This is a genomic window from Sphingomonas sp. PAMC 26621 (genome assembly GCF_000251145.1).
In the GTDB taxonomy this organism is placed as follows: domain Bacteria; phylum Pseudomonadota; class Alphaproteobacteria; order Sphingomonadales; family Sphingomonadaceae; genus Sphingomonas.
In genome coordinates this window covers 1-15,765 of the sequence record NZ_AIDW01000028.1, presented here as the reverse complement: position 1 = coordinate 15,765, position 15,765 = coordinate 1, and the positions used below count along the sequence as shown (strand labels likewise).

The window sequence follows — 15,765 nt, the reverse complement described above, 5'->3', positions numbered from 1 at the left end:
GATGCAGGAAGACAAGACGCTGTTGCAAAGGCTTCAGGCGAAGGCTGCCGAATTCGGCTTCGTCGCCTGCGGGGTCACGCGCGCCGATGCCGCACCGCAGACTGCCGCGCGGCTGCGCGAATGGCTCGATGCCGGGCTGCACGGCGGGATGATCTGGATGGAGGAGCGCGCGCATCAGCGCCAGACGCCCGCGTCGCTGTGGCCCGAAGTGCGCAGCGTGATCGCGCTGGGGATGAGCTATGCGCCCAAGACCGACCCGCTCGCACTGGCGGGGGAGGGCGGGATCGGGCGGATCTCGGTCTATGCGCAGGGGGGCGATTATCACGACGTGGTCAAGCGCGCGCTCAAGGCGCTCGCGCGCTGGCTGGTGGCGGAAGTGCCGGGAACCGACCTCAAGGTGTTCGTCGATACCGCGCCGGTGATGGAAAAACCGCTGTCGGCGGCGGCGGGGCTGGGGTGGCAGGGGAAGCATACCAATCTGGTCAGCCGCGAGCACGGCTCGTGGCTGTTCCTGGGGGCGATCTATACGACGCTCGAGGCGGAAGTGTTCGCCACCTCTCTCGCTTCCCCGGCGAAGGCCGGGGCCCAGTCGCGGGCCGATCATGGCGAAGCGCAGCGCTTGATATCCAGCGACATCACTACTGGGCCCCGGCCTTCGCCGGGGAAGCAGGAGGGGGAAGTTGGCGCCGCAGCCCGCGTCATCGACCGTTGCGGATCGTGCGACGCGTGCCAGCGCGCCTGCCCGACCGATGCCTTCCCCGCGCCGTATCGGCTCGATGCGCGGCGGTGCATTTCGTATCTGACGATCGAACATGCGGGGCCGATCCCGCACGAATTCCGCGCCGCGATCGGCAACCGGATCTACGGCTGCGACGATTGCCTCGCGGTGTGCCCGTGGAACAAGTTCGCCGAAAGCGCGGCGGCGAACCGCGCGTTCCTGCCGCGCGCGGAGCTGGTCGCGCCCGCGCTGGGGGATCTGCTCGCGCTCGACGATGCGGGGTTCCGGCAGGTCTTCTCGGGCTCGCCGATCAAGCGGATCGGGCGCAACAGTATGATGCGCAACTGCCTGATCGCGGCGGGGAACAGCGGGGATGCCGGGCTGGCGGGGCCGGTGCGGGCGTTGCTCGATGACCCGGATCCGGTGGTGGCGGAAGCAGCGGCATGGGCGCTGGAGCGCCTTACTTAGCCCCTCCCCTGAAGGGGAGGGGCAAGAAGAAGGCCGCCCTCTAAACGCTTCCTCCGCCCCCTCTACTTCCGCCGCCCGATCTGCAACGCCCCCACGCAGCTCGCCCGGTCGATCGGCGAGCCGTCGGTCTGGCGCGTGTCGAGATAGGTCACCACCGGCTCGCCATTGCCCTTGGGGTAGAGATACGTGTCGACACGCAGGTCGCGTTGCTGAACTGGAGTTTGCGCGCGGTGCCCTCGCGCACGTCGGCGAGCGGCGTGCCGAACATCCGCGTCAGGCTCGCCGCGGTCGCGCCGACGACCTGGCCGAGCCCGGTCCCGGCGGGAATCGGGATCAGCGGCGCGCGCGAGGTCTGGACGCTGGGCGTCGCCGACACGCAGCCGCCGAGCAGCGCCAGCGCAATCGCGGATCCGGCGAGTTTTGTCATGCGGAACGTCCTTCGTGGAACAGATGCGTCGCCATCGCCGCGCCGAGGATCGGCGCGAACAGGTTGAGCACCGGAACCATGAACAGCGCGGTCCCCGCAACCCCCAGCGCGAACCGCTCGACCGCACCGGTCTTGCGCCAGTCTCGCATCAGCGCAGACGGGATGTGGCGCGCCGCGACCATCTGCCCGAGGTCGAGCCCGAGCAACCAGCCGTTGACGAGGAAGAACAGCAGCCACGTGCCCACCCCGGTGACGAGCAGTGCGACATAGATCGGCGCGAGCGCGAGGTTGACGAGGATCGCGCGGCCCGCCGAGCGCAGCCCGAGCCCGATCCCGCGCGCGGTCGAGACGTTGCGCGCGGTCGCGAGGGCTGCGGGATAATGCCGCGCCTCGACCGCGATCACGACGTCATCCGCGAACGCGCCCATCACCCCGATCGCGATCGCGCGGAACAGCAGCCAGCTCAGCCCGAACGCCGCGAGCAACGCCGCTGCGCCGAGCAGCCCGCCCGCGGTCGAATCCCATCCCCAGCGCGCGGCAAGCCGTGCTGCAACATACCACAGCGCTGCGCCAAGCACGGCGATCAGCAGGACGGTGACGAGGAGCGACTTGACGAACACCGCAAGAATCTTGCGGTCGCCAAGCTGGCCGAGCGACAGGAGGAAGGCACGCAACATGGGCAGCGTCTAGCGCAGATCCGCCGCGACAGGAATTGCGGTCCCGTCGCGTCAGATCAGCCCGCCGCCGAGCATCAGGCGGACGACCGCGACGATCAGGACGAAGATATTGAAGTTGCGCCCGCTCCTGTGCCCCGACAGCAAGCCGAGCACCACGCCGACGACCGCGATCGGGATCGCGAGATAATTGGCGATCCCGAAGAAGGGGATCAGTCCGACGAGCGCGACCGGCAGCGCGCACAGCCCGCACAGAACCGAAACGATATTTACGATCATACCCATCCCGGCAACATGATGAATGGGGAATGGTTGCGCAAGGGCAACGTCCGGTCGCGGGTCGGGATCGACGGCGATCCGGTCGCGAAAGACGGCGCCTGACCCCGCGTTCCGCTGCCGGGGTGACGAAGGCGTCATTCCGCGCTAACGCAGCCGCAATGGTTCAGCTATTTCTTGTCATGGCGGGCGGTGCTGTCGGCACCGCGGCGCGCTATCTCGTCGGGCGTGGCGCGGTCGCCGCGTTCGGCCCGCTCTTTCCGTACGGCACGCTTGCGGTCAACCTCATCGGCGGGTTCGCGATGGGCGTGCTGATGGGCGTGCTCGCGCGCGTCGGCGGCACCGAGAATACGCGGCTGTTGCTCGGCGTCGGGGTTCTCGGCGGCTTTACAACCTTTTCTTCCTTCTCGCTCGAGGTCGTGACGATGGTCGAGCGCGATGCGTGGATGACCGCGCTCGGCTATGTCCTTGCGTCGGTCCTCGGCGCGGTGCTGGCGCTGTTCGCCGGCCTCTGGCTTACCCGGATCGCAGCATGACCACGAAAACTCCCGAAAAACCCAGCAAGGCCACCAGCGACGTCCGCCAGTTCAGCGTGGGTGCCGACGATGACGGGATCCGGCTCGATCGCTGGTTCAAGCGGCATCTGCCCGACACGAGCTATACCACGGTCGCCAAATGGGCGCGCACCGGGCAGCTCCGCGTCGATGGCGCGCGCGCCAAGCCGGGCGACCATGTCGTCGCCGGCCAGGCGATCCGCGTGCCCCCGGCCGAGCCGGTGCGCGTCGACGCCCCGGTCAAGCGCGAGCGTCCGCCGCTGAGCGACGACGAGATTACCTTCGCGCGCGAAATGGTGATCCACCGCGATGCGCAGGCGATCGTCCTCAACAAGCCCCCCGGCCTCGCGACGCAGGGCGGGACCAAGACGATCGAGCATGTCGACGGCCTGCTCGATGCGTTGCAGGACGACTTGGAGGGCCGCCCCAAGCTGGTCCACCGGCTCGACAAGGACACGTCGGGCGCGCTGCTGATCGCGCGGACCGCGCGCGCGGCGGCGTATTTCTCCAAGTCCTTCTCCTCGCGCACTGCGCGGAAGACCTATTGGGCGCTGGTCGTCGGCGTGCCGTCGATTGAGGACGGGATGATCGAACTGCCGATCGCCAAGCAGCCCGGCACCGGCGGCGAGAAGATGCACGTCGACGAGAAGGAGGGCAGCCCCGCCCGCACGCGCTACCGCGTGATCGAGATGGCGGGGACGACCACCGCGTGGCTCGAGCTGATCCCGCACACCGGGCGCACGCACCAGTTGCGCGTCCATCTCGCAGCGATCGGGCATCCGATCGTCGGTGACGGCAAGTACGGCGGGCAGGCTGCGTTCCTGACCGGCAACATCTCGCGCAAGATGCATCTGCACTCGCGCCGGATCCGGATCGACCACCCCGATGGCGGCGCGATCGACGTCCAGGCCGAACTGCCGACGCATTTCTCCGAGAGCCTCAAGCAGCTCGGGTTCGACGAGATGCTCGGCAACATGATGCCGCTCGAATCGCCCCCGCCGCCGAGCCGCGAGGTCAAGAAGCAGCAAGCGCGCCAGCACGCCAAGACCTACCGCAAGGATCGCAAGGGCGAACGGCGGCGGCGCGGTTCGGCGACGTGAGCGGGATCGGACGGGTTACGATCGACCGTCACCCCGGGCTTGTCCCGGGGGCCACCGCTGAACCTTTCGCCGGAGCCGTTGGACGAGCTGCACGGTGGACCCCGGCACGAGGCCGGGGTGACGGGATGGTGTGCGCGGCTGCGCAGGCACCGTTCGGCTGATGCATCCCGATCCGGCCTTTCGCTGGGAGGATCGCACCGCGATGCGCGCGCTCGTGGGCGAACTCGGGTTTGGCACGCTGTTCGCGGCAACGCCGGACGGTCCGCGCGTGGCGCATATTCCGGTGGTCTGGCGCGATGACGACACGCTTGCCTTCCACGTCGCGCGCGGCAACGGCATCGCGCGGCATCTCGACGGCGCGACGGGGCTTTTCGTGGTGCAGGGGCCGGACGGTTATGTGAGCCCCGACTGGTACGGCCTCGGCCCCGATCAGGTGCCGACGTGGAATTACGTCGCGGTCGAACTGGAAGGCCGCATGGCAAGGCTCGACCACGACGGGCTGGTCGATCAGGTCGACCGGGTGTCGGCGCTGCAGGAGGATCGGCTCGCGCCCAAGACGCCGTGGACCCGCGCGAAGATGGACCCGGCGCTGTTCGACCGAATGACGCGCGGGATCATCGGGTTCACGCTCACCGTGCAGGCGTGGCGAGGCACGACGAAGCTCGGGCAGAACAAGCCGGAAGCGGCGCGCTTGGCGGCGGCGGACGGGATCGAGGCGGCGGGCCGTCGCGGGATCGCGCATTGGATGCGGAACGCATGATGCACCTAGCGTCGCATCCCCTTGCGCCCTTCGGCGGGGAAGGAAGCTTATCATGACAAGAATATTCTCCCCCGCCCGCCTCGCGCTGTTCGATTGCGACGGCACGCTGGTCGACAGCCAGGACAATATCTGCCGATCAGTCGAGGAAGCGTTCACCGGCGCAAAGCTCGTCGCGCCCGATCGCACGGCGATCCGTCGGATCGTGGGGCTGAGCCTGGTCGAGGCGATGCAGATGCTGCTGCCCGAGGGCGACGCTGCGCTGCACCGCAGCCTGGCCGACGATTACAAGGCGGCGTTCTTCAAGATGCGGACCTCGGGCGCGATGAGCGCGGAGCCGCTGTACGACGGCATCCTCGATGTGCTCGACCAGCTCGCGGCGGATGGCTGGAAGCTCGGCGTCGCGACCGGCAAGTCCGACCGGGGCCTTGCGCATATCCTCGCGCATCACGGGATCGCCGCGCATTTCATCACGCTCCAGACCGCCGACCGGCATCCGTCCAAGCCGCATCCCTCGATGATCGAGACCGCGATGGCGGATGCGGGCGCGGTGCCCGAGACGACCGTGATGATCGGCGATACGAGCTACGACATGTTGATGGCACGCGCGGCGGGGACTCGCGCGCTGGGGGTGGCGTGGGGCTATCACCCGGCGGAGGAACTCACCGACGCGGGCGCGCATGCGGTCGCGCAGACCGTCGCGTCGCTCCCCGGATTGATGGAGCCCCGATGACCGACCCCGATACCACCGCGCGCAACCGCTATTTCACGATGATCGGCACGCGGCTGCTGGGGGTGGCGGGCGCGTTGCTCGGGCTGATCCTGATCGCGCGCGGCGATTCGACCGTGCCCAAGGCGATCGGCACCGCGCTGGTGATTTCCGCGCTGTTGCTGATTGCGATCGTCCCGCGCGCGCTCGCGCGGCGCTGGCGGAGCCCGGAGCAACCATGAAGCGGTTCTGGAAAGAGGTCGCGGTCGATGCCGAGCGCGGGATCCGACTCGACGACCGTCCGCTCCGCACGCCGGGGCGCGTGCCGCTGACGCTGCCGACCGCGGCACTGGCGGAAGCCGTTGCGGAAGAATGGCGTTCGGTCGAGGAGGGGGCGGAGATCGACCCGCGCGCGATGCCGCTGACCGGGCTGGGCAATGCCGCGATCGACCGGGTCGGCGCGGACCCCGCGCTCTTCGCGGCGGGGCTCGCGCAGTATGGCGAGAGCGACCTGCTCTGTTACCGCGCAGATTCACCCGCGGATCTGGTCGCGCGACAGGCGGCGGCATGGGATCCGCTGCTCGACTGGGCGCGTGCGCGCTACGACGTGCATATCGAGGTCGCGACGGGAATCTTGCACCGCGCGCAGCCGCCGCTGACGCTGGCGCGGCTGGCGGAGGCGATTGCGGCACGCGATGCGTTCACGCTGGCGGCGCTGTCGCCGGTGGTGACGATCGGGGGCTCGCTGATCGCGGCGCTGGCGCTGGCCGAGCAGGCCGCGACTCCGGAACAGGTGTGGGACGCGGTGACGCTCGACGAGGAGTATCAGGCGGAACGCTGGGGGCGCGATCCGCTCGCCGAGGCCGGGATCGCGGCGCGGCAGCGCGATTACGGTGGCGGCGTGCAGATGCTGGAGTTGCTGGGGGGCTGACGCCGCTGGCTACGCCGCCCCCTTGCCCGTCATCCCCGCGGAGGCGGGGATCCATACCTGGCTGACGGCGCAGAATACGTCGGACGGTGCTAATGGATTCCCGCCTATGCGGGAATGACGGGATGGGGGAGAGGATACCCCTCGCCCAAACCGTTCTTACTTTTCCGGCAGTCGGCGAATAAACCCGATCATCCCGCGCTGCCGCGAGCGCTTCAGCCGTTCCGCGGTCAAAATGGTCTGGACGCACTCGTAACAGTCATCGAGGTCGTCGTTGACCAGCACGTAATCATAGCCGTCCCAATGGCTCACCTCGGCGAGCGCGCGGTCCATGCGGCGGTCGATGACCTCCTGCGAATCGGTCGCGCGCTTCTCGAGCCGGTCGCGCAGCGTCTTCAGACCGGGCGGCAGGATGAACACGCGCACCACGTCGCCGCCCGCGAGCTGGAACAATTGCTGCGCTCCCTGCCAGTCGATGTCGAACAGAATGTCCTGTCCGTTCTCGAGATCCTTGAACACGGTGTCGCGCGGGGTGCCGTAGCGCTCGTCGAACACGCGCGCCCATTCGAGGAACTGGTCGTCCTCCGCCATGTGACGGAAGGTTTCCTTATCGACGAAATGATAGTCCTTGCCTTCGACTTCGCCTTTTCGCATCGGGCGGGTCGTGTAGGACACCGACATCTTGAGCTTGTTGTGCTCTTCCCTGAGCAGGCGATTGGCGATCGTCGACTTGCCTGCGCCCGAAGGCGAGGACAGGACGAACATCAGTCCGCGGCGTTTGAAGCTCTTGGGCTGGGAAGAACGATGGTCGGGCATGCCCGCTAGTGGCGCGGGCACGGGGTATGCGTCAACCCATCCGACGTTCAGCGCTGCGCGGCATCCGTGCCGAACACGCCATCCTTGAGCTTGCCGATGCCGCGCAGGACGAACCAGCCGGTCGCGAAGGTGAGCGCGAGCGGAATGATCGCGGTGATCACCTTGGCCGCGATTGCACCCTCAAGCGCACCGTCGATGCTGCTGTCGTCGCCGCTGGACCCGTCGATGGCTGCGCCGATGGCGGCGCCGATGAGGCTCGTTACGCTCATGATAGTCTCCTTTGTCGGGAGCGGTAGCGTTCGGGCGCGACGTTGGTTCCAAATGGGTTCCGGCCTGCGCCGGAACACCGCGCGATCAGACCATCGTCTCGGGCCGCACCAGCCGGTCGAACATCGCCTCGTCCACCAGCCCGAGCGCGACCCCCGCCGCGCGCAGCGTCAGCCCCTCGTGATGCGCATGCTTGGCGATCTTCGCGGCATTGTCATAGCCGATCTCGGGCGCGAGCGCGGTGACGAGCATCAGCGAGCGGTCGACCAGCTCGGCGATTCGCGTCTCGTCGGGTTCGATCCCCTCGACACAGCGCTCCGCGAAGCTCTCCATCGCGACTGCGAGCAGATCGATCGAGCGGAGCAGCGCCGCGCCGAGCATCGGCTTGAACACGTTGAGTTCGAGATGCCCCTGCAAGCCCCCGATCGTGATCGCCTGATGGTTGCCGATCACTTGGGCGGCGACCATCGTCAGCATCTCGCACTGGGTCGGGTTGACCTTGCCCGGCATGATCGAGCTGCCCGGCTCGTTCTCGGGCAGGTGCAGCTCGCCTAGCCCCGAACGCGGGCCGGAGCCCAGCAGGCGGATGTCGTTGGCGATCTTGGTCAGCGCGACCGCGAGCGTATTGAGCGTCCCCGACAATTGCACGATCGGATCGTTCGACGCGAGCGCCTCGAACGGGTTCTGCGCGGGGTGGAACGGCAGGCCGGTGATCTCCGAAATCACCAGGCAGATGTCGCGCGCGAACCCTTCCGGCGCGTTGAGCCCGGTGCCGACCGCGGTCCCGCCCTGCGCGAGCCGGTTGGTGCCATGCGTCACCGCCGGGTCGATCCGCCGACGGCAGCGGTACAATTGGTTGGCGTAGCCCGAGAATTCCTGCCCGAGCGTGACCGGCGTCGCATCCTGCAGATGCGTCCGCCCGATCTTGACGATCCCGCTCCAGGCGCGTGCCTTGGCGTCGAGTGCTGCATGCAGGCGGTCGAGCGCGGGGAAGAGGCGTTGGGTCACGCCGATCGACGCGGCGATATGCAGCGCGGTCGGGAAGCTGTCGTTCGACGACTGGCTCTTGTTGACGTGATCATTGGGGTGGACCGGTGTCTTGCCGCCGCGTGTGCCGGTCAGTTGCTCGTTGGCGCGCCCGGTGATCACCTCGTTGACGTTCATGTTGGTCTGGGTGCCCGACCCGGTCTGCCAGATGACCAGCGGGAACTGATCGTCGAGCGTACCCGCCGCGACTTCGGCGGCGGCCGATTCGATCTGTTCGGCAATGTCCGCGGGAAGCCCGTGCGCGCGGTTCACCCGCGCGGCGGCCTGTTTCACGATTCCGAGCGCGTGGACGATCGCGAGCGGCATCCGCTCGGTCGCGGGGAAGGGGAAATTCTCGATCGAGCGCTGTGTCTGCGCGCCCCAATAGGCGCTCGCCGGAACCTCGACGGGGCCGAGCGAATCGGTTTCGGTACGGGTGTCGGTCATCGCCAGTCTCCATTGCCCCCGCTCCCATCAGCGGGGACCGGAGGGCTTATTTCTTGCGCTTGAAATCCACCGCGACGACGTTCGACCCGTCCTCGATCGGGGTTGCGGTCGGGCCGTCATTCTCGGCTTCCTCGTGCGGTTCGGGGCCTTCGGGGCCTTCCGCCGCCTGGAAGCGCAGCTCGAAATTGACCGCGGGATCGCTGAACCCGGTGATCGCCGAATAGGGGATCACCAGCTTCGACGGCACCTGGTTGAAGCTCAAGCCCACCGAGAACTTCGTCTCGTCGACCAGCAGATCCCAATAACGGTTCTGCATGACGATCGTCATCTCGTCGGGGAAGCGCTCCATCAGCCGGGTCGGAATGTCGACGCCGGGGGCCTGGGTCTTGAAGGTGATGTAGAAATGGTGCTCGCCCGGCAATCCGCCGCTTTCGGCAACCGAACCGAGGACGCGGCCCACCACGGCACGCAGCGCTTCCTGGACGATATCGTCATAGGGAATCAGGCTATCGGGAAGACCATCACTCATCTGCCCTTGGGTAGCGCCCTTTGCTTTCGGGTCAAGATTGCACGGGTGTAAAGAACCGTTATGGGAAGGCGATGCGCACCGCCACGATCTCCCGCCGCACCAGCGAAACCTCGATTGACGTCACCGTCAACCTCGATGGCACTGGTCGCTACGCCGTTTCCACCGGGGTCGGCTTCTTCGATCACATGCTCGAACAGCTCTCGCGCCATTCGCTGATCGACATGGATATCAAGACGGTCGGCGATCTTCATATCGATCAACATCATACGGTGGAGGATACCGGGCTCGCGATCGGCGAGGCGGTGCTCAAGGCGCTGGGCGAGAAGCGCGGGATCCGCCGCTATGCCGACGCGCTGTCGCCGATGGACGAGACGCTGACGCGCGTCGCGATCGACATTTCGGGCCGGCCGTATCTCGTGTGGAAGACCGCATTCTCGCAGAAGCGCCTGGGCGAGATGGATACGGAAATGTTCGAACATTTTTTCCATTCGTTCGCGCAGACCGCGGGGGTCACGCTGCACATCGAGACGCTGTACGGCAGCAACAATCATCACATCGCCGAGGCCGCGTTCAAGGGCGTTGCGCGCGCGTTGCGCGAGGCAGTCGAGATCGACCCGCGCAAGGCGGATGCGATTCCCAGCACCAAGGGAACGCTCTGAGATGGCGGGCGGGTTTCGCGCCGACGGTCCGTTGTGCCTGATCCTGCTCGATTATGGCGAATCGGTCGAGGCGATCGATGCGCAGATGCCGCATCACGTCGCGTGGCTGGAGAAGGGGTTCGCGGAAGGTGTGTTCCTCGTCGCCGGACGGCAAAACCCGCGTACCGGCGGGGTGATCGTCGCGCGGGGGCAAAAGGCCGAGGCGGAGGCGCTCGCCGCGACCGATCCGTTCGTTACGAGCGGGGTCGCGACCACGCGCGTGATCCAGTTCAACGCGAGCTTCGCCGCGCCCGAGATCGTGGCGTTGCTGGCATGACGCTCGCGCTGATCGATTATGGCGCGGGCAACCTTCATTCGGTCGCCAATGCGCTGAAGGCGGCAGGGGCGCTGGATATTCTCGTCACCGCCGACCCGGCAGCGGTGGCAAAGGCCGATCGGATCGTCCTGCCGGGCGTCGGTGCGTTCGGCACATGCGCGGCGGCGCTCCGCGCGGTGGACGGGATGGTCGAGGCGCTCGAACGGCGCGTGCGGGGGGAGGGCGTGCCGTTCCTCGGGATTTGCGTCGGAATGCAGTTGATGGCGGAGATCGGGGAGGAACTCGGGACTCATGCCGGGCTTGGCTGGATGCGCGGCACGGTCCGCCATCTCGCGCCCGCCGATCCCGCCGCCAAGGTGCCGCACATGGGCTGGAACGACGTGGTGCCGAGCGTCGCGCATCCGCTGATCGTCCCCGGTGAGGCGTATTTCCTCCACTCCTTCGCGTATGACGGGGCGGATGTGATCGCGGGGACCGACCATGCCGGGCCGGTCACCGCCGCGATCGGGCGTGACAATATGCTCGGCGTGCAATTCCACCCCGAAAAGAGCCAGCGTTATGGGCTCGACCTTCTCACCCGCTTCTTGAGCTGGAAACCATGAGCCTGATCGTCTTCCCCGCCATCGACCTCAAGGCCGGCCAGGTCGTCCGCCTCGCCGAGGGCGATATGGACCGCGCGACGGTCTATGGCGACGACCCCGCCGCGCAGGCGATGGTGTTCGCGCAAGCCGGCGCGGAGCATCTCCACGTCGTCGACCTCGACGGCGCGTTCGCGGGGGAATCGGTCAATGGCGAGGCTGTGCGCGCGATCGTTTCGCAATTTCCGGGGCATGTGCAACTGGGCGGCGGGATCCGCGACCGGGCGGGGATCGAGCGCTGGTTCGACCTCGGCGTGTCGCGCGTCGTGATCGGGACGGCGGCGCTCGAGAACCCCGAGCTGGTGCGCGAGGCCGCGCGCGACTTCCCGGGCGGGATCGTCGTCGCGGTCGATGCGCGCGACGGGTTCGTCGCGACCAAGGGCTGGGCGGATGTCTCGAGCGTCGAGGTGATCGACATGGCGCGACGGTTCGAGGATGCGGGCGTCGCGGCGTTGCTGTTCACCGACGTCGGGCGCGACGGGATGCTCAAGGGCTGCAACGTCGAGGCGACGGTCGATCTCGCGCGGAACGTGCGGATCCCGGTGATCGCGAGCGGGGGCGTCAAGGGGATTGCCGAGATCCATGTGCTTGCGCTGCATAACCGGGATGGGGTCGAGGGCGTGATCACGGGACGGGCGTTGTACGACGGCCGGCTCGATCTGGCGGCGGCGCTGGCCGTGGCGAAGGCGGCGTGAGGGGGGTGGGTTTTCTCCCTCTCCCCGCTTGCGGGGAGAGGGCCGGGGAGAGGGGCAGTATCGAGCGCAGCGCTGCTGGTATGCCCCTCTCCCGCGCGTCGCTTCGCTCGCTTGCCCTCTCCCCGCCAGCGGGGAGAGGGAGAAGATGACCGTCCGAGCACGCGTCATCCCCTGCCTCGACGTCGCGAACGGCCGCGTCGTCAAGGGCGTCAACTTCGTCGAACTCCGCGATGCGGGCGACCCGGTCGAGCAGGCGCGCGCCTATGATGCGGCGGGCGCGGACGAACTCTGCTTCCTCGACATCACCGCGAGCCATGAGGCGCGCGGGACGATCCTCGACGTCGTGCGGCGCACCGCGGAGGTGTGCTTCATGCCGCTCACCGTCGGCGGCGGGGTGCGCTCGGTCGAGGATGCGCGCGCGCTGCTGCTCGCGGGTGCGGACAAGGTCGCGGTCAACAGCGCGGCGGTCGCGCGGCCCGAGCTGGTCGGCGAAATGGCGGACCGGTTCGGCAGCCAGTGCGTCGTCGCCTCGGTCGATGCGCGGCGCGTCGCGGACGGGTGGGAGGTGTTCACCCACGGCGGCCGACGCGCGACCGGGATCGACGCGGTCGCACATGCGCTGCGGCTGGCGGAGCTCGGGGCAGGGGAGTTGCTCGTCACCTCGATGGATCGCGACGGGACGCGGGGTGGCTATGATCTCGCGCTGATCCGCACGATCGCGGACCAGGTCCGCGTGCCGGTGGTAGCGAGCGGTGGGGTCGGCGGGCTTGGCGATCTCGTCGCCGGGATTGCCGAAGGGCATGCGAGCGCGGTGCTCGCGGCGTCGATCTTCCACTTCGGCGAGGCGAGCATCGCCGACGCGCATGCCGCGCTCGCGGCGGCGGGTATCCCGGTGCGGCGGCCGGTGGCGTGAGGCCTCCGTCGCGGAACCACCCCGGCGAAGGCCGGGGGCCGACGGCCAAGCGGCTGGTATCAGGGTGGCGTCCCTGGTTTCACGAACCTGCGCTATTGGGCGGCGGCCTCCGCCGGGGTGGTGCGGCATTTGTAGCTTTACTCGTGACGATGCCATCGGGCCTGAACGCGACCTTCACCCCGCACAGCGGCGTCGCCACCCCGCGCACCGGCCCTGCGCTTTCCGACATCGCGCTGTTCGTGCTCGCGGCGTTCGGCGTGTTCGTCGTCCGCCGCGCTTTGCGCAAACGCTTCACCAAGCGCCCGCCCAAGGATTGACGCGAAAGCGCAACTGCGCCAGCCCGGACCGCATGGCCGAAGACCCCATTGATACGCTCGCCGCGACGATCCTTGCCCGCAAGGGTGCCGATCCCGCGACCTCCTATACCGCCAGCCTGTTCGGCAAGGGCCGCAGGAAGATCGCGCAGAAGGTCGGCGAGGAAGCGGTCGAGACCGTCATCGCCGCGCTGACCGAGGACAGAGCGGCACTGGTCGGCGAGGCGAGCGACCTCGTGTTCCACCTGCTCGTGCTGCTGGCGGATTGCGACGTCTCGCTCGACGACGTCCGCGCCGAGATCGCGCGCCGCGAAGGCATGTCCGGAATTGCCGAAAAGGCCGCGCGCGCCAATCCTTGAGGAGAGCATCATGCCCGTCGACGCAACGCTACCCTATGACGACCAGAACATCTTCGCCAAGATCCTGCGCGGCGAGATTCCGGCGAAGCGCCTGTACGAGGACGCTTTCGCGATCGCCTTTCCCGACATCAACCCGCAGGCGCCGACGCACATCCTGGTGATCCCCAAGGGCGCCTATGTCTCGTGGGACGATTTCAGCGCGCGCGGCACCGACGCGGAGATCGCGGGCTTCGTCCGCGCGGTCGGCACCGTCGCGCGCGACGCGGGGCTGGTGACGAGCGGCTACCGCCTGCTCGCGAACGCCGGACCCGATTCGCTGCAGGAAGTTCCGCATCTGCACGTCCACATCTTCGCCGGCTGTGCGCTCGGGCCGATGCTGCTGCGTTAAAGGGGGATTGCGTGTCGCTGATTTGCGGTTAGGTTTCCGGTCGATCCATCTTTTACGCCGGCGCTGACCGGCCCCCCGGGGACTTTTCGAATGGCGACACAGCCCACTACGGGTATTCTCAACCGTATGCTTCTGCGAAAAACCGTGGAGCAAGTACAACGCGAGACGCAGACCAGCCAACTCAAGCGCACGCTCGGCCCATGGAACCTGGTGTTCCTCGGCATCGGTTGCATCATTGGCGCGGGCATCTTCGTCCGGACCGGCAATGCCGCCGCGCTTCATGCCGGTCCTGCGGTGCTGATCTCGTTCTTGATCGCGGGCTTCGTCTGCGCGCTCGCCGGATTGTGCTATGCCGAATTGTCCTCGACGCTGCCCGTCTCTGGCTCGGCCTATACCTATAGCTACACGACTATCGGCGAGTTCGCAGCGTGGATCATGGGCGCGCTGCTGCTGCTCGAATATGGTCTCGCCGCCTCGGTCGTTGCAGTCGGCTGGGCGGGCTATGTGGTCAGCCTCCTCGGTGACTTCGGGCTCGTCATTCCGGTCGAGCTGACCGGCCCGACCGGCCATGTCGTCAAGCATGCAGTGGGAGGCGAGCTTGTCCCGGTGATCGTCAACGGCGCGCCGCTGACCTATCTGTTCAACCTGCCCGCCTTCCTGATCTGCGGGGCGATGACTGCGTTGCTGATCATCGGCGTGTCGGAGAGTGCCAAGGTCAACAACGTGATCGTCGCGATCAAGCTGACCGTGATCATCGCCTTCATCATCATTTGCGGTGCGTTCGTGATCGCACACTTCGACACGCTCAAGTCCAACTGGCAGCCCTTCATCCCGCCCGCCAGCGGCGACAAGGGCGAGTTCGGCTGGGGTGGCATCCTGCGCGCTGCGTCGATCGTGTTCTTCGCCTACATCGGCTTCGAGGCGGTCTCGACCGCGGGACAGGAAGCCAAGAACCCCGCGAAGGACATGCCGATCGGTCTGCTCGGATCGCTGTTCGTCTGCACCGCGATCTACATTCTGGTCTCGATCGTGATGACGTTGATCGTTAACTACAAGACGCTCGACGTGCCGGATCCCGTTGCGGTCGCGGTCGATGCGCTTGGCCCGCAGTGGGCGTGGTTCGCCAAGCTGGTAAAGGCGGGCGCGATTGTTGGCCTCACCTCGGTCGTGCTCGTGCTGATGTACGGCCAGACGCGCATCTTCTACACGATGGCGCGCGACGGCTTGCTTCCGCGCGTTTTCGCGACGGTCCATGCCAAGTTCAAGACACCGTGGGTCAACACGTTGCTCGTCGGCCTAATCACTGCGGTGGCAGCAGCGTTCTTCGACATCAACACGCTTGGGGACATGACCTCGGTGGGGACGTTGGCGGCCTTCGCGATCGTCTGCCTATCGGTCATCTGGCTGCGGCGGACGCACCCTGAGATCCCGCGCGGCTTCCGTGTGCCGCTCTACCCGGTGGTGCCGGCCTTCGGGATCGTCGCGTGCATCGCGTTGATCTTCACGGTCGAGACTCGCGTGCTGGTGTTCTTCGCTTGGTACACGCTGGCGGCGATCATTCTGTACTTCGCGTACGGCATGCACAATTCGCGGCTTGCCAAGGGCCTCGACGATGATGACCGCGAACCGGTAAGCCCTCCGCACCTGCGGTAAGGCAGCCAGCGTTGGATACAAAAAAGGCCGGGGAGCGATCCCCGGCCTTTTTTGTGTTTCTGTCTCAAGCCCCTCCCCTTCAGGGGAGGGGTTGGGGGTGGGGCAGTACAGCAGGGCAAAGCTCTCTGCGAGAC

At 67.3% G+C, this 15,765-nt stretch carries 23 protein-coding genes; 16 read left to right on the top strand and 7 right to left on the bottom strand.

All coding sequences use genetic code 11. The annotated features are described in order from the left end of the window. The first annotated feature begins 1 nt into the window (after window position 1). Window positions 2-1,186, top strand: a complete 1,185-nt coding sequence (queG, locus tag RI03_RS15465; protein ID WP_010218448.1) for a tRNA epoxyqueuosine(34) reductase QueG — start codon at window positions 2-4, stop codon at window positions 1,184-1,186. Between the two features lie 148 nt (window positions 1,187-1,334). On the opposite strand, the gene RI03_RS15460 is transcribed toward queG, so the two are convergent. From RI03_RS15460 to RI03_RS15450, 3 genes are read right to left on the bottom strand one after another with little or no spacing between them, the layout of a single operon-like run. Further along, on the bottom strand, window positions 1,335-1,613 hold the full coding sequence (locus tag RI03_RS15460; protein ID WP_010218447.1) for a hypothetical protein: 279 nt from the start codon (window positions 1,611-1,613) through the stop codon (window positions 1,335-1,337). Further along, complete coding sequence (locus RI03_RS15455; RefSeq protein WP_010218446.1) at window positions 1,610-2,290, bottom strand: EI24 domain-containing protein; 681 nt, start codon at window positions 2,288-2,290, stop codon at window positions 1,610-1,612. Before RI03_RS15455 ends, RI03_RS15460 begins: the two co-directional genes overlap by 4 nt. 51 nt (window positions 2,291-2,341) lie before the next feature. Continuing rightward, window positions 2,342-2,566, bottom strand: a complete 225-nt coding sequence (locus tag RI03_RS15450; protein WP_010162250.1) for a hypothetical protein — start codon at window positions 2,564-2,566, stop codon at window positions 2,342-2,344. Window positions 2,567-2,724: 158 nt separating this feature from the next. On the opposite strand from RI03_RS15450, the gene crcB reads away from it, so the two are divergent. The 6 genes from crcB to RI03_RS15420 all read left to right on the top strand — a co-directional run bounded on the left by crcB (window position 2,725) and on the right by RI03_RS15420 (window position 6,614). Further along, window positions 2,725-3,099 (top strand): fluoride efflux transporter CrcB, encoded by a 375-nt coding sequence (gene crcB / locus RI03_RS15445; protein WP_026046763.1) that lies wholly within the window; start codon window positions 2,725-2,727, stop codon window positions 3,097-3,099. Beyond that, window positions 3,096-4,217 carry an RluA family pseudouridine synthase gene (locus RI03_RS15440; protein WP_010218445.1) on the top strand — a complete coding sequence of 374 codons (1,122 nt, stop codon included), beginning with the start codon at window positions 3,096-3,098 and terminating at the stop codon, window positions 4,215-4,217. The genes crcB and RI03_RS15440 overlap by 4 nt, the downstream gene beginning before the upstream one ends. A gap of 160 nt (window positions 4,218-4,377) precedes the next feature. After that, window positions 4,378-4,977, top strand: a complete 600-nt coding sequence (locus RI03_RS15435; RefSeq protein WP_010218443.1) for an FMN-binding negative transcriptional regulator — start codon at window positions 4,378-4,380, stop codon at window positions 4,975-4,977. Between the two features lie 52 nt (window positions 4,978-5,029). Then, window positions 5,030-5,707: an HAD-IA family hydrolase gene (locus tag RI03_RS15430; RefSeq protein ID WP_010218442.1), complete on the top strand. Its 678-nt coding sequence runs from the start codon at window positions 5,030-5,032 to the stop codon at window positions 5,705-5,707. Then, entirely contained in the window at window positions 5,704-5,925 is a 222-nt protein-coding gene (locus tag RI03_RS15425; RefSeq protein ID WP_010162256.1) for a hypothetical protein, read from the top strand. The genes RI03_RS15430 and RI03_RS15425 overlap by 4 nt, the downstream gene beginning before the upstream one ends. Then, window positions 5,922-6,614, top strand: coding sequence for an ATP12 family chaperone protein (locus RI03_RS15420; protein WP_010218441.1), 693 nt, complete (start codon window positions 5,922-5,924; stop codon window positions 6,612-6,614). Before RI03_RS15425 ends, RI03_RS15420 begins: the two co-directional genes overlap by 4 nt. A 156-nt stretch (window positions 6,615-6,770) precedes the next feature. Here the strand turns inward: RI03_RS15420 and gmk are convergent, their stop codons facing one another. The 4 genes from gmk to RI03_RS15400 form a co-directional block, all read right to left on the bottom strand. Beyond that, window positions 6,771-7,427: a guanylate kinase gene (gmk, locus tag RI03_RS15415; RefSeq protein WP_026046762.1), complete on the bottom strand. Its 657-nt coding sequence runs from the start codon at window positions 7,425-7,427 to the stop codon at window positions 6,771-6,773. 47 nt (window positions 7,428-7,474) lie between these two features. Then, window positions 7,475-7,696: a hypothetical protein gene (locus RI03_RS15410; protein WP_010218439.1), complete on the bottom strand. Its 222-nt coding sequence runs from the start codon at window positions 7,694-7,696 to the stop codon at window positions 7,475-7,477. Window positions 7,697-7,781: 85 nt separating this feature from the next. Next, entirely contained in the window at window positions 7,782-9,167 is a 1,386-nt protein-coding gene (gene fumC / locus RI03_RS15405; protein ID WP_010218438.1) for a class II fumarate hydratase, read from the bottom strand. Between the two features lie 46 nt (window positions 9,168-9,213). Further along, window positions 9,214-9,696, bottom strand: coding sequence for an SspB family protein (locus RI03_RS15400; protein ID WP_010162262.1), 483 nt, complete (start codon window positions 9,694-9,696; stop codon window positions 9,214-9,216). 71 nt (window positions 9,697-9,767) lie between these two features. Between RI03_RS15400 and hisB the strand changes: the two genes are divergently transcribed. The 9 genes from hisB (at window position 9,768) to RI03_RS15360 (ending at window position 15,631) form a co-directional block, all read left to right on the top strand. After that, the gene (gene hisB / locus RI03_RS15395; RefSeq protein WP_010218437.1) at window positions 9,768-10,355 is read left to right on the top strand and encodes an imidazoleglycerol-phosphate dehydratase HisB; all 588 of its coding nucleotides are present in this window, start codon (window positions 9,768-9,770) and stop codon (window positions 10,353-10,355) included. 1 nt (window position 10,356) lies between these two features. Then, entirely contained in the window at window positions 10,357-10,671 is a 315-nt protein-coding gene (locus tag RI03_RS15390; protein ID WP_010218434.1) for a YciI family protein, read from the top strand. Next, the gene (gene hisH / locus RI03_RS15385; RefSeq protein ID WP_010218431.1) at window positions 10,668-11,273 is read left to right on the top strand and encodes an imidazole glycerol phosphate synthase subunit HisH; all 606 of its coding nucleotides are present in this window, start codon (window positions 10,668-10,670) and stop codon (window positions 11,271-11,273) included. Before RI03_RS15390 ends, hisH begins: the two co-directional genes overlap by 4 nt. Further along, complete coding sequence (gene hisA / locus RI03_RS15380) at window positions 11,270-12,004, top strand: 1-(5-phosphoribosyl)-5-[(5-phosphoribosylamino)methylideneamino]imidazole-4-carboxamide isomerase (protein ID WP_010218429.1); 735 nt, start codon at window positions 11,270-11,272, stop codon at window positions 12,002-12,004. The genes hisH and hisA overlap by 4 nt, the downstream gene beginning before the upstream one ends. 145 nt (window positions 12,005-12,149) lie before the next feature. Next, the gene (hisF, locus tag RI03_RS15375; RefSeq protein WP_010218427.1) at window positions 12,150-12,917 is read left to right on the top strand and encodes an imidazole glycerol phosphate synthase subunit HisF; all 768 of its coding nucleotides are present in this window, start codon (window positions 12,150-12,152) and stop codon (window positions 12,915-12,917) included. A gap of 143 nt (window positions 12,918-13,060) precedes the next feature. Further along, window positions 13,061-13,234 carry a hypothetical protein gene (locus RI03_RS24105; protein WP_170318383.1) on the top strand — a complete coding sequence of 58 codons (174 nt, stop codon included), beginning with the start codon at window positions 13,061-13,063 and terminating at the stop codon, window positions 13,232-13,234. Between the two features lie 32 nt (window positions 13,235-13,266). Beyond that, on the top strand, window positions 13,267-13,590 hold the full coding sequence (locus tag RI03_RS15370) for a phosphoribosyl-ATP diphosphatase (RefSeq protein WP_010162268.1): 324 nt from the start codon (window positions 13,267-13,269) through the stop codon (window positions 13,588-13,590). 10 nt (window positions 13,591-13,600) lie between these two features. Continuing rightward, window positions 13,601-13,978, top strand: a complete 378-nt coding sequence (locus RI03_RS15365; protein WP_010218423.1) for a histidine triad nucleotide-binding protein — start codon at window positions 13,601-13,603, stop codon at window positions 13,976-13,978. Between the two features lie 144 nt (window positions 13,979-14,122). After that, window positions 14,123-15,631 carry an amino acid permease gene (locus RI03_RS15360; RefSeq protein WP_238542401.1) on the top strand — a complete coding sequence of 503 codons (1,509 nt, stop codon included), beginning with the start codon at window positions 14,123-14,125 and terminating at the stop codon, window positions 15,629-15,631. Window positions 15,632-15,765: the final 134 nt, after the last annotated feature.

Excerpts from the sequence above, each read along its gene's own strand:
- RI03_RS15440 (WP_010218445.1), top strand. The coding sequence starts at position 3,096 with ATGACCACGAAAACTCCCGAAAAACCCAGCAAGGCCACCAGCGACGTC.
- RI03_RS15425 (WP_010162256.1), top strand. The coding sequence starts at position 5,704 with ATGACCGACCCCGATACCACCGCGCGCAACCGCTATTTCACGATGATC.
- fumC (WP_010218438.1), bottom strand. The coding sequence starts at position 9,167 with ATGACCGACACCCGTACCGAAACCGATTCGCTCGGCCCCGTCGAGGTT.
- hisH (WP_010218431.1), top strand. The coding sequence starts at position 10,668 with ATGACGCTCGCGCTGATCGATTATGGCGCGGGCAACCTTCATTCGGTC.
- queG (WP_010218448.1), top strand. The coding sequence starts at position 2 with ATGCAGGAAGACAAGACGCTGTTGCAAAGGCTTCAGGCGAAGGCTGCC.
- hisF (WP_010218427.1), top strand. The coding sequence starts at position 12,150 with ATGACCGTCCGAGCACGCGTCATCCCCTGCCTCGACGTCGCGAACGGC.
- crcB (WP_026046763.1), top strand. The coding sequence starts at position 2,725 with ATGGTTCAGCTATTTCTTGTCATGGCGGGCGGTGCTGTCGGCACCGCG.
- hisA (WP_010218429.1), top strand. The coding sequence starts at position 11,270 with ATGAGCCTGATCGTCTTCCCCGCCATCGACCTCAAGGCCGGCCAGGTC.
- RI03_RS15370 (WP_010162268.1), top strand. The coding sequence starts at position 13,267 with ATGGCCGAAGACCCCATTGATACGCTCGCCGCGACGATCCTTGCCCGC.
- RI03_RS15390 (WP_010218434.1), top strand. The coding sequence starts at position 10,357 with ATGGCGGGCGGGTTTCGCGCCGACGGTCCGTTGTGCCTGATCCTGCTC.
- gmk (WP_026046762.1), bottom strand. The coding sequence starts at position 7,427 with ATGCCCGACCATCGTTCTTCCCAGCCCAAGAGCTTCAAACGCCGCGGA.
- RI03_RS15430 (WP_010218442.1), top strand. The coding sequence starts at position 5,030 with ATGACAAGAATATTCTCCCCCGCCCGCCTCGCGCTGTTCGATTGCGAC.
- RI03_RS15450 (WP_010162250.1), bottom strand. The coding sequence starts at position 2,566 with ATGATCGTAAATATCGTTTCGGTTCTGTGCGGGCTGTGCGCGCTGCCG.
- RI03_RS15410 (WP_010218439.1), bottom strand. The coding sequence starts at position 7,696 with ATGAGCGTAACGAGCCTCATCGGCGCCGCCATCGGCGCAGCCATCGAC.
- RI03_RS15420 (WP_010218441.1), top strand. The coding sequence starts at position 5,922 with ATGAAGCGGTTCTGGAAAGAGGTCGCGGTCGATGCCGAGCGCGGGATC.
- RI03_RS15455 (WP_010218446.1), bottom strand. The coding sequence starts at position 2,290 with ATGTTGCGTGCCTTCCTCCTGTCGCTCGGCCAGCTTGGCGACCGCAAG.
- hisB (WP_010218437.1), top strand. The coding sequence starts at position 9,768 with ATGCGCACCGCCACGATCTCCCGCCGCACCAGCGAAACCTCGATTGAC.
- RI03_RS15435 (WP_010218443.1), top strand. The coding sequence starts at position 4,378 with ATGCATCCCGATCCGGCCTTTCGCTGGGAGGATCGCACCGCGATGCGC.
- RI03_RS15400 (WP_010162262.1), bottom strand. The coding sequence starts at position 9,696 with ATGAGTGATGGTCTTCCCGATAGCCTGATTCCCTATGACGATATCGTC.
- RI03_RS15365 (WP_010218423.1), top strand. The coding sequence starts at position 13,601 with ATGCCCGTCGACGCAACGCTACCCTATGACGACCAGAACATCTTCGCC.
- RI03_RS15460 (WP_010218447.1), bottom strand. The coding sequence starts at position 1,613 with ATGACAAAACTCGCCGGATCCGCGATTGCGCTGGCGCTGCTCGGCGGC.